General features: G+C 38.5%; 8 protein-coding genes. 4 read left to right on the forward strand and 4 right to left on the reverse strand.

Annotated elements, in window-relative coordinates:
• Positions 1 to 181 precede the first annotated feature (181 nt).
• Entirely contained in the window at positions 182 to 1,564 is a 1,383-nt protein-coding gene (locus CWB60_RS04620) for a Na+/H+ antiporter NhaC family protein (protein WP_138579093.1), read from the forward strand.
• A gap of 116 nt (positions 1,565 to 1,680) precedes the next feature.
• Here CWB60_RS04620 and CWB60_RS04625 read toward each other — a convergent pair whose 3' ends face one another.
• On the reverse strand, positions 1,681 to 4,572 hold the full coding sequence (locus CWB60_RS04625; RefSeq protein WP_138579095.1) for an insulinase family protein: 2,892 nt from the start codon (positions 4,570 to 4,572) through the stop codon (positions 1,681 to 1,683).
• 168 nt (positions 4,573 to 4,740) lie between these two features.
• Here CWB60_RS04625 and CWB60_RS04630 point away from each other — a divergent pair, with 168 nt between their 5' ends.
• Positions 4,741 to 5,160, forward strand: coding sequence for an MAPEG family protein (locus CWB60_RS04630; protein WP_138579097.1), 420 nt, complete (start codon positions 4,741 to 4,743; stop codon positions 5,158 to 5,160).
• 48 nt (positions 5,161 to 5,208) lie between these two features.
• Here the strand turns inward: CWB60_RS04630 and CWB60_RS04635 are convergent, their stop codons facing one another.
• The gene (locus CWB60_RS04635) at positions 5,209 to 5,967 is read right to left on the reverse strand and encodes a peptidylprolyl isomerase (RefSeq protein ID WP_138579099.1); all 759 of its coding nucleotides are present in this window, start codon (positions 5,965 to 5,967) and stop codon (positions 5,209 to 5,211) included.
• 296 nt (positions 5,968 to 6,263) lie between these two features.
• On the opposite strand from CWB60_RS04635, the gene ushA reads away from it, so the two are divergent.
• The gene (ushA, locus tag CWB60_RS04640; RefSeq protein ID WP_138579101.1) at positions 6,264 to 7,886 is read left to right on the forward strand and encodes a bifunctional UDP-sugar hydrolase/5'-nucleotidase UshA; all 1,623 of its coding nucleotides are present in this window, start codon (positions 6,264 to 6,266) and stop codon (positions 7,884 to 7,886) included.
• Positions 7,887 to 7,927: 41 nt separating this feature from the next.
• Here ushA and CWB60_RS04645 read toward each other — a convergent pair whose 3' ends face one another.
• Both CWB60_RS04645 and CWB60_RS04650 read right to left on the reverse strand, forming a co-directional pair.
• Entirely contained in the window at positions 7,928 to 8,872 is a 945-nt protein-coding gene (locus CWB60_RS04645; protein ID WP_171036115.1) for a hypothetical protein, read from the reverse strand.
• Positions 8,865 to 9,746 (reverse strand): type 2 periplasmic-binding domain-containing protein, encoded by an 882-nt coding sequence (locus CWB60_RS04650; RefSeq protein WP_004588735.1) that lies wholly within the window; start codon positions 9,744 to 9,746, stop codon positions 8,865 to 8,867. Before CWB60_RS04650 ends, CWB60_RS04645 begins: the two co-directional genes overlap by 8 nt.
• Before the next feature lie 233 nt (positions 9,747 to 9,979).
• On the opposite strand from CWB60_RS04650, the gene CWB60_RS04655 reads away from it, so the two are divergent.
• Complete coding sequence (locus CWB60_RS04655; protein ID WP_138579105.1) at positions 9,980 to 10,825, forward strand: S1/P1 nuclease; 846 nt, start codon at positions 9,980 to 9,982, stop codon at positions 10,823 to 10,825.
• Positions 10,826 to 11,070 lie beyond the last annotated feature (245 nt).

Raw genomic sequence — 11,070 nt, forward strand, 5'->3', positions numbered from 1 at the left:
TGCTTCTCTTGCACCGTCTGGCGCCAAAGCCAACGCGTTTCCCTTTCGCTATTAATTTAACATAACAGCAAAGCACCCTACGCGGCAAAAGCAGTGACTTGGCACGTAATAACTATTACCTGCTTTGTTTTTGTTAAGCAATTTATTATTTAAATATGCTTTTAATTTTGTGAATCTTTAAATGCTTGAACCTTCTGCATTAAGTTTACTGCCACCAGCGGTGGTTGTGGTATTGGCTGTTGTTTTACGCCGCCCTATTTTATCTTTACTTATTGGCGCTTTAGTCGGCCTAGTAATAGCCGACCCAGCTCAGGTGCTTGCTAACTTTGCCAGCACGTCACTTAAAGTAATGACCGACGAAACCATAGGTTGGTTAATACTCGTGTGCGGAGGCTTCGGCGCTTTAATCGCTTTATTAGTGCGCACTGGCGGTGCATCGGCGTTTGGCAAATTAGCGCTAAAATACACTAAAGGTAAACGCTCTTCTTTATTTATGACCTTTTGTTTAGGTGTGGTTATTTTTATTGATGACTATTTAAATGCGCTTACCGTTGGTGAAACGATGAAACGCATTACCGATAAATTTAAAGTTAGCCGAGAAATGCTTGCCTACGTTGTAGATTCAACAGCGGCACCTATTTGCGTACTTGTCCCTTTATCGACTTGGGCGGTATTTTTTGGCGGCTTGTTAGTCGATAACGGCATTGCCGAGGAAGGCAAAGGCATTGCGGTTTATATTCAAGCCATTCCTTATATGTTTTACGCCTGGTTTGCAGTATTGGTGGTTTTGTTAGTGGTACTGGGTGTAATACCTGCTATTGGGCCTATGAAAAAAGCCGAAAGGTTAGCACAAGTTGAGCAGGCCACTGTAGACCCTGCGCAATTTAGTGATATTCAAACAGCCGACGAATACGCTGTAAAAGCAGTAGAAGAAAGCTTTGAAGATGCCGACCCTAAAGGAAAATTGCACAACTTTTTACTGCCTATAATTTTACTAGTAGCCTTTACAGTTTACTTTGAAATAGATGTATATAAAGGCTTATTGGCAACTATGACGGTAACGCTTCCTTTTTATGCACTACAAAAATTAATGAGCTTTAGCGAAATGATAGAGCGCATGCTTGATGGCTTTAAAAGCATGATACCGGCTATTGGCACTGTAATAGCGGCATTTATATTTAAAGATGTGTGCGACTTAATTGGCTTAGCGCAGTTTGTGATCGGAAGTTTGAGCCCGTACATGACTGCACAATACTTACCGGCGGTGGTATTTATTGCTATGGCGGTGTTAGCGTTTGCTACAGGCTCTAGTTGGGGTATTTTTGCTGTGTCGATCCCAATAGTTATGCCACTGGCAACTGCCGTTGACGCTAATATTCCACTGGTTATTGGCGCGTTGTTATCGGCCTCATCATTTGGAAGCCAAGCCTGTTTTTACTCAGACTCTACCGTACTTGCAGCACAAGGCTCTGGCTGTAATTTAATGAGCCATGCAGTAACACAACTGCCTTATACATTAATTGCCGCGGCACTTGCCGTTGTCGGCTTTATTGTTATGGCATAAATTAAGTTAATACAAATAAAACACCCCAATGTAGTCTACATTGGGGTGTTTTACCAATCCACAATAATACTTAATTAAGCGGATTGGTATTATTTAGCTGTATAAATATATATAGCTTATTTTTGTAATTTAATACCATTGTAATAGGTTTCAAGCGATTGAATTTTGGTTTGATTTGGTAAATCAGCAAAGTCGCTTTCTACAAACTTAGTACCACGTAACTGCACATTTAAACGTGCGGCTTGTGGGTTTAACATAGTTTGTTTGTAGTACTGCTTAATATCTTCAAGCGTTACTTTTTCAACTTCATCAATTAGCTTTTGCTTAGAGTCAAAGTTAAAGTTTTCACGATACCAATCGGTAATAAGTGGCCCCATTTCATCGCTTAGGTTTTTAGGCTGCTCTTTTAGTGATACAAGCGTGGCATTTTTAAGCTGAGCAAAAGTATCTAAGCTCATATTATCAAGCTCTACCGCGTACTCTTTTTTGAATTGATCAAAACGTGCCTGTATTTCTTTTGGCCCTTTAACAGGTGTTTGAATAAACAAGCCAATTGCCGAGTAATCCTCTATTGGGCGAGCCAGCGCGCCTACAGCGTATGCAAGCTGCTCTTCGGTACGCATTTTATCAAATGCAATGGTTCTAAAGTGGCTTTGTAACACCGCAGCTTGCGCTTTTTGTTTATATCCTGGCACTGGGTGAACGGTCATATCAACTACTGCCACATCGGCCACATCAATATCTTTTTGCAAGACTCGCGTTTCGCCTGGCTGTGGTAACCATGCTTTACTACGCGCAAACTCACTCGATGTATGATTGCTTGGTAAAGTGGCACTTAACTCAGTGGCTATCGATTCTATATCTTGTTGGTTGTAATTACCGTAGCTAAATACACGTAAATCGTTGGTGGCAAATGTGGCTGTTTTTAGCTTGTTTAAATCGGCAACGCTTAACGATTCTGCCGCTTTTATCAGTGCCTCTGTATCAAAGCTGCCTGTGCGGATAAGTTTTGAGTAGGCGCCAAATGCTTGTGCATACGGAAATTGCTTTTGCTGATTTAACAGGCCACGTTTGTAGCGATCAATTGCTTGGGTAAATGCTTGTGCTGTTACGTCGGCTTTTAACCCGCTTAGCGCTTGTTTTAAAAGTACATTTTGCTTATCGGTAAAGCCACTCATTGATAAAACTAAACCATTACTTGGCGCAAGGTTTACACTCATGCCGGCAATGGCGGCTTCAGTGCTTAGTTGGCTTTGTTGAATGTTATATAAGTCGGCCCATACTGAGTAAAGTACTTCAGCATTAATATCATTTAAGCCTGGTTGGGTATTAATATATACCTCAACCAACCCCTTTGGCTGGGCAGCAAATTTTTGGCTTGCTTGGCGCCATACTTTTACGCCGTTTTTATCGTAAGCCAGTTCAGGGTGTTTCTGCTCTTTAAACTCAGCTGTTTTAATAGCAAAGCTTTCAGGTAGTAAGTTATTTACACTTGGTAAAGCAAGCTTAAACTCGCTTGATGTTTTCCAACTGGCAATTTCGGCATCGCTAATATCTTCTATGCGGTATTTACCATCATAAAAATGCAGTTGCGAGTCGGTTTCTTCTTGTTGCGAAATATACCAAACGCGCAGCGTATCCGCATTTAATTGTTTAAGTACTTCGTTTATCGCCTCTGCGTCAAATTTGGCATAATAGTAAGGCGCATCAATGGCATGATTTAATGGGTAATCTTGCATGCTGCCAGTAAGCGCGCTGACATAGCTAAACTCATCGCCTTTTTCTAAAAATTTAAATTGATTGCTAAGTGATGTACGAATTTCATTGAAGTACTTAGCATCTACACCTTCTTTTTTAATCAGTTCAATGTATTGCATAATAGTTGCGACAATTGTTTCGCGGTTTTTCATGCCTTCATCGGTTAATTCTAGCGAAATAGTAAGCGCGCCGTAATTGCCGTACTGACTAGGAGATGGAGACGCTGTTAATTGCGATACCCAGCCTTTGTCGCGTAGTAATTGTGCTGGGCTACCTGGCATTTCATTACTTAATAAATAACTGACATAACGGTTAGGTTTAACCGCAAAGTCGCTGCTGTTGTTATTAATAGTAAACTCAAGTTGCAGCTGTTTTACGTCTTCATTAGGTGAGTAATATACTTTTTTGCCACCGGCTTTATCAAAATCAAGCTCTGCAGTAACGGTTGGCTTTTCAATGTGTTTATTTTCGATATCGGCAAAATAAGTTTTTGCTTTTTGCTCCATTTGCTCAATTGGCAAGTTTGAAATAAGCGCCACTTTCATGATATTAGATGAATAGTATTTATTGTAAAAGTCGACCGTTTCTTTGTGTAATTGGCTGCCTTCTTTGTCTCCTAGCGTTTCTAGGTTACCAATTAAAAAGCGATTTGCCGGGTGATCACCCATCATTTTACGGGCAAGTTTAAACTGGCCAAAAAAGTCCATTTCGCGGCGCATTGACCACTCGGCATTTACAGCGTTTTTTTCTTTATCTGCATATTCAGGGTACAGCTTAGGGGCTTTAAAAAAATCAGCAAAACGGTCTAGCGCTTCATCAAAGGCATCGTTATTAATTTTAAACATGTAGTTGGTAATATCGAGCCACGTATACGCATTATTTACCCCGCCATTTTTGGTCATAAAGTCAGAGTAGCCTTTTGTATCGGGGTAGCGCTCTGTGCCTAAAAAAAGCATATGCTCTAAGTAATGTGCCATACCTTGCTGCATCATAGGGTCGTGTAGTAAGCCTACGCCTACACTTAGCGATGCTGCTGATTTTTCAGCGCTTGGATCAGAGACTAAAATGACTTCTATTTCGTTTTCGAGGGTAAGGGTTTTATATTCGCGCGAATCATTTGGGCTTACAACTAATGTGTCTGAGAGTAAGGAGCTTTGCGAAGAACTAGTAACCGATGAGGTAGATGATGTATTAGTACAGCCACTTAAAACTGCTAAAGCGATGACGCTAAAACCAAGAATTTTTTTCATTTTGTTTTTCCATTAAAATTGCGCTTAGGATGCGCTCAAAACAACGTAATAGAGCTAAATTAACACTAACAATTAAGGGTTTACCACAAAATAATACTAATTTATGTAACACATTGTGAAAAACACCTGCATACTTAAAGTCAGTAAAATAATAACGAAGGAAATAGGATGGAAAAAATATTAATACTCGCCATGTTTGCACAAGTAACATTATCGCTCGTTGTAATGTTAATTATGGGCAAGCGACGCTTTGCTGCTGCAAAAAACAAACAATTACAGTTGAGCGATTTTAAAACCATGCGCCTTGATAACGCAGGCGATACCGTACGCGTAGCTGATAGAAACTTTACCAATCAGTTTGAAATACCAGTGCTTTTTTATATCGGTTGTATTGTTGCATTGCAACTTAACAGCGCTAGCTACTTAATTACTGCGCTTGCGTGCTTATTTGTTATTTCGCGTATTGTGCATACGGTTGTTCATATTGGCAGTAATAATGTAAGAATGCGCTTTAATGTTTTTTTACTAGGCTGCGCCAGTGTGTTTGCTTTATGGCTTGCGATTGTTTGGCGAATTTTAGCATTTTAGTAAAAGCGGCTTAATTAGCCGCTTTTTTATTTACTGTTTAACACATAATTAGTATTTAGCGCGTTTTAAGCGTTTACCCACACCAAGCAGTGCAATTAAGCAAAAACCAACACCCATACTCCCACCCGAACTGCTTGATGAGCCAGCCTCTGCTGATGAATCGTCTTGGCTTATTAATGTATTGGCTGTTGGGTTTAAGTTGGCAGATGAAAGCGGGTCGTCATCTAATACCACCACACTGTTAATAGTTACAAAATTAGCGCTGCTCAGAGCGACATCGCTACTTGAGCATTGTTCACTGGTTATATCAACCAATGGGATATCGCCGCAGTGTACCAATCCAGCAATATTATCGAGTGTAGCTTGGCTTTGCGCTGTAATTTGCCCAAATACTGTAAAACCGCCATTTTGAGTATCAAGCGCTTCGCTATTATCAACCATATTAAAAAACCACTGGCTCGTTGCGCTGTTTTCATCGTTGGCTAATTTAGCCATCGCGATTGTGCCCTTCACATTAGATAAAACAGGCTCATTAACAACAGTAGGCTTGGTGGTTATTGGCACTAATTCGTCGGTAAATGTAAAGCCACCGCCTTGTATTACAAAGTCGCTGACTGAGCGGTGTATTACGGTTTGGTTATACGCGTCATCTTCAATATAACTTAAAAAGTTAGCAACCGTATTGGGGACTTGTTGATCAAACAAGTTAAGCTCTATCACCCCGTGCGAAGTTTGCATTTCAACAATAGTGGCTTGGCTAGTAAAGCACGAAAACGCAAGTAGTGAGCCAATCAGGCACTTTTTCATTATGAGTCCTTTTTGTTATTGTTATTTAAATTAAGTGTTAATACCAATCCACACTATACGCCAAGGAAAAGCATTTAGAAGGCACAACTACAATTAACACCCTTTTAGTTACACTTCATTACATATTCTTTTAAATAACACTCGCTGTATTCGCTTTGTGTAAAAGCATTTAATAATTTAATATTACTTTTAAAAATCGAATATAAAAAAGTATAAAATAAGTACGTTATTTATCGCTAAATTAGTTTAAACTAACCGCCTAATAAATTAAGCACACCATAATAAATGGGTATTTCATGCGTATAATTATTTTATTTTCAGTTATTTTATCTGTTATAGGTTGTACAAACTCACCTTTAAACACCTCCACTGCCCCACAGTATATTACTGTATTACATACTAACGATAATCACGGGCGCTTTTGGCATAACGAAAAAGGTGAATATGGTATGGCGGCGCGTAAAACGTTAATTGACGCTTTACGTAACAAAGCTCAACAGCAAGGCCATGCAGTATTGCTGCTTTCTGGCGGTGATATTAACACCGGTATACCTGAATCAGACTTACAACACGCAGAGCCTGATTTTAAGGGAATGTCGTTACTCGGTTACGATGCTATGGCCATTGGTAACCATGAATTTGATAATCCACTGAGCGTTTTAACTAAGCAGCAACAATGGGCTACCTTTCCTTTACTGTCTGCAAATATTTTTGATAAAGCAACTGGGGAAAGCGCATTTCAAGGCTATAAAATTTTTGAAAAGGGAGGCTTAAAAATTGCGGTTATAGGACTTACCACTACAGACACCGCTAAAATAGCTAACCCACAATATATTGGCCATTTAGAATTTAAAGACCCCGTTGATGTGACGGCAGCTCTCGCTAAAAAAATTAATGAGCAATACAACCCCGATATCACTATTGCACTTACTCACATGGGCCATTATGTAGATGCAAACTTTGGGATTAATGCCCCGGGCGATGTCACACTTGCCCGCTCTTTACCCGCTAATACCTTAGATATGATTATTGGTGGTCACTCGCAAGAGCCGGTTTGTATGGCAGCTAAAAATAAAAATGACGATAACTTTAAACCCGGTCTTGCGTGTAAGCCCGATCAGCAAAACGGCACATGGATTATGCAAGCACATGAGTGGGGCAAGTATGTGGGTAAGGCAGAGTTTAAGTTAGAAAACGAAAAGCTCACCCTACTTGATTATAAATTGTTGCCAGTTAATTTATATGTTGATGAAATTCAAGCCGATGGGTCTAGTAAACAAGTATTAGCCAACGAATACATTAAACCCGATCCGACCCTAGAAGCTTTTTTAGCAAGTTACCAAGCAAAAGGCGCAAAACAAATTGCAGGTAAAATTGGCAGTGTTGATGCGCGTTTAGAGGGCGATAGAAACAAGGTGCGTTACCAACAAACTAATTTAGCGCGTGTGATTATACAGGCACAAATGAATGTGGTTGGCGCCGACTTTGGCCTTATTAGTGGTGGCGGAATAAGAAGCTCTATTGAAGCTGGCGATATTAGCTATAAAGATATTTTAAAAGTACACCCGTTTAAAAATCGCATTACTTACATGGACTGGCAAGGGCGTGATTTATGGAACTACTTAGAAACAGTGACCAGCTTCCCTGTTGATGCAGGTGCCTATTTGCAATATCACAAATTAGCGTTTACCCGTAAAAATGGCAAATTAGTCAGTGTACTCATTGATGGTAAGCCACTTGATGAAAATAAAACTTACCGTATGAGTTTAAATAGCTATAACGCATCAGGTGGTGACGGTTACCCTGCTATTAATAAACTCAAAGGGTTTGTTAGCACAGATGAAACCGATGCCCAGGCACTTAAAACCTTTGTATCGCAAAATAGTCCTCTTAAAGCTGCGCAGTTTGCACCTAAATAACAAAACGTTATTAAAAGATAATGTTTAAGGAAAGTAGCTGACTACTTTCCTTTTATTTCTATGTTTCCCTTTGCAATATTTATTAAACCATAACTGTGTAAACGTGAGCGAGAGCCCTCGCCATATGCTTTAGGCGGATAATAAATGTCTTTCATATCAGGGTGTTCGTTTAAGACCTCGTCTAGGGCTGCACGAATTTCACTGAGTGTTTTTTCTAAGCTGCTATTAAAATTTGGCCGCTTGCGTATAGTATGCCCAAGCTCAATCAACCTATAAAAGTACTTATTAGCAAGCTCTATAAGCTCATCTGGCACGTATTTATTTTGATTTAGCACAACATCTTTATTATCACGACAAAACTCTATTAATGCTAAATAAAAGCATAACGGTTTGTTAGCTAAACACACTGTAGCGTCAGGCATATAACTATTACTGAGTGTTTTAGTGTTTAAATCAATGATCAATGCCAGCTCTTTTGGTTTCCCTAAGTCAGTATCAGCGTTTAATGATGGGCCTTTAGCATCTACAGGCATACCTATAATAGACTTCAGCCATTTGCTAAATAAAATACTCAAAACCAAAAATAACAAGCAAATCAAAAACCTGTTTTCTGACCAAAACTGTGCGTTTTTCTCAAACACTAAAGAGACATGGGTAGTGCTCGACTTGAGTGTTCTTATAAACTGGTTTGGCTTTAAAGTTAAAGGTTTAGCAGATTTTGGCACAATTTTAACTAAGCGAAGGTTATTGTCTAAATAGCCGTTGAGCTTTAATAAGTAGTCTTGCACTGCATGTTGGTTACCCGAGTGCTTTAAAAGCTCATTAGAGAGCGCAATTAACGGTAAATCCAGCGCAACTTGTTTTTCGGTTTCAATAACCTGGCGTTTAATAGCGTCACTCTGCTCATTAATTACAGACACATAAAACACTAAACAGTTAATAATAAAAACAGCGCAGCCAAAAAAAACATATTTATACTTATCCATTTTTAACGCTCTCATCTTTAGCTGTTACCTGCTCTGAACTGCAATCCCAATACGATTGCGCCTCTTTGTAATAACTCAGTGTCTGCTCCTTTGACATATCAAGAATATGACGCTGTACAGCACATAAAAGGTCTGTATTGTTTTGCTGCATTTTTAGATACCAGCGCGAACCTGAAATTTTATTACTTAAAGGGGTTATATAATTTTTTGAAAAACGAGCAGCATCACTTTCTTTCCAAAAAGACGCAATAATATCGACCTGCCCATTAGCTAATAAGTCACGAAGCTCGCTGTGCGAACTGGCGTAAGTAATATCTAGATTGGCTAAGTTGATATTTAAATCTTTAAACATTTTCTTTGGAAGTATATGGCCAGAGCGGCTTGTAGGGTAATCTAATAAGCCTATACGCTTATCTAAAAAGTATTGTTTTGTTAAGCGTGGCTTTTCTTTTGAGGAGATAAAAAATGCGGTGTAATCAGAAAAGCCCACCACAGATTGATAGTTATAAGTTAGCTCTGCATTAAAGGCATCCATTATATTATTTTTTGCAAGTACGAGGTCTGCAATCCCTTTGCCGACAAAATCGAAGCTTTCCGTTGTACTGTCACCCCAGTAACCTTTAACTGAACCGTATTGTTTCGTTACCACGGTATCAAGGCATAGAGACTCTGTAAGCTTCTCTGCCACGCTTTGCGATGGCGTAAATACAATAAGCTGATTTTTGTTTTCACTGGCTGTTGTATAACATTGTGTTGACGTTTTTATTAGTTCTGGGAAATTTATTTCATCACTTTTAACGCTCACCTTTCCAACAGACCATGCAGCAACCATAACCAGAAACAAAAGTGTAACAAACGACAGTTTATGTAACATGACCTTTCCAAACCCCATCAATAAGATGTACCTAACAACACTAAGGCTTTATTTGAACAATATTATTTACTTATTACAACAAGTAATTTTACCCATCAAAGGTAAGCTATTGATTTAATGCAATTATGAATAAGAAATAATGAATACTCTTGACTCCTTTCTATATTTAGCAAAAACAATCACAATGTTTACACCAGCTAATAGGTGAATAAAAATAAATGCAGGAAACATTGATGCGCATTAAAATTGCTACTCTCGTAGCAACAACGTTAATAATTGGTGCTGTTTTTACAACTTCTAAAGCGTATGCGTGGGGTCAAAATGGTCATCGAATTGTTGGGCATATTGCTGAGCAACATTTGAGTGATGAAACAGTGCATAACCTGTTGCCACTATTAGAAGGACAATCCCTAGCTCAAATTTCTACTTGGGCAGATGAAATGCGATCTAGTCCTGAACTATTTTGGCGTAAAAAATCTTCACGCTGGCACTACATAAACCTCCCTAAAAATAAAACACTTTCTCTAAATCACGCACATACACACAGCAAAGACGATGTAACAAATATTCTAGAAGGTATTTACTTCTCTATTAATACACTTCAGTCATCTACCTCTTCCCTTAATGAAAAACAGTTTGCTTTAAAGTTTTTAGTTCACTTGGTTGGCGACAGCCATCAACCATTTCATGCTGGGCGAAGTGAAGATAGAGGCGGCAATTTAATTAAAGTTGATTTTTTTGACAACGAAACCAATTTGCATAGCCTTTGGGACACTGGATTAATAGAAAATGAAAACCTAGCTTACACTGAATACGCTAAGTTTATAGATACCGACGATGCAGCATTAATTAAAACATACTTAAAAAGCAGCCCTACTACTTGGCTGATGGAATCTCACAAACTGGCCGAAGATATTTATACCTCAACCAGTGATGAAGTGAGCTATAGTTATGTTTTCAAATACAATCCGCTTGTTAAGCAGCGTTTGCAAAAAGCAGGCGTTAGGCTTGCGGGTGTATTGAACTATTTATTTGATTCGTCAGATGAGAATAAAAAATTAAAAATAACGACAAAATAACAATCAACCTATAAATAAAAAACCTACACACGGGAATTAATTTATGTTTATACACTCTCTGGAGTATAGCTAAAATAATACAGCTAAAAATGTATTAATTACAAAATGTAAATAATTAATTGTAAAAGGAATTATAAAGTTTGCATTTCATAATACTGTCACATAACGGCGGTAACATAACAATAAGTAATTAATCAAAATTTAGTTAAGTATACAAGTATAAATTGTGCAAATTAATTTTGCAT

It is taken from the genome of Pseudoalteromonas sp. S327 (assembly GCF_005886415.1).
GTDB classification, from domain to species: domain Bacteria; phylum Pseudomonadota; class Gammaproteobacteria; order Enterobacterales; family Alteromonadaceae; genus Pseudoalteromonas; species Pseudoalteromonas atlantica.

Bases quoted from the DNA above. Each gene is read 5' to 3' on its own strand.
- CWB60_RS04620 (WP_138579093.1), top strand. From the start codon at position 182: ATGCTTGAACCTTCTGCATTAAGTTTACTGCCACCAGCGGTGGTTGTG.
- CWB60_RS04625 (WP_138579095.1), bottom strand. From the start codon at position 4,572: ATGAAAAAAATTCTTGGTTTTAGCGTCATCGCTTTAGCAGTTTTAAGT.
- CWB60_RS04630 (WP_138579097.1), top strand. From the start codon at position 4,741: ATGGAAAAAATATTAATACTCGCCATGTTTGCACAAGTAACATTATCG.
- CWB60_RS04635 (WP_138579099.1), bottom strand. From the start codon at position 5,967: ATGAAAAAGTGCCTGATTGGCTCACTACTTGCGTTTTCGTGCTTTACT.
- ushA (WP_138579101.1), top strand. From the start codon at position 6,264: ATGCGTATAATTATTTTATTTTCAGTTATTTTATCTGTTATAGGTTGT.
- CWB60_RS04645 (WP_171036115.1), bottom strand. From the start codon at position 8,872: ATGGATAAGTATAAATATGTTTTTTTTGGCTGCGCTGTTTTTATTATT.
- CWB60_RS04650 (WP_004588735.1), bottom strand. From the start codon at position 9,746: ATGTTACATAAACTGTCGTTTGTTACACTTTTGTTTCTGGTTATGGTT.
- CWB60_RS04655 (WP_138579105.1), top strand. From the start codon at position 9,980: ATGCGCATTAAAATTGCTACTCTCGTAGCAACAACGTTAATAATTGGT.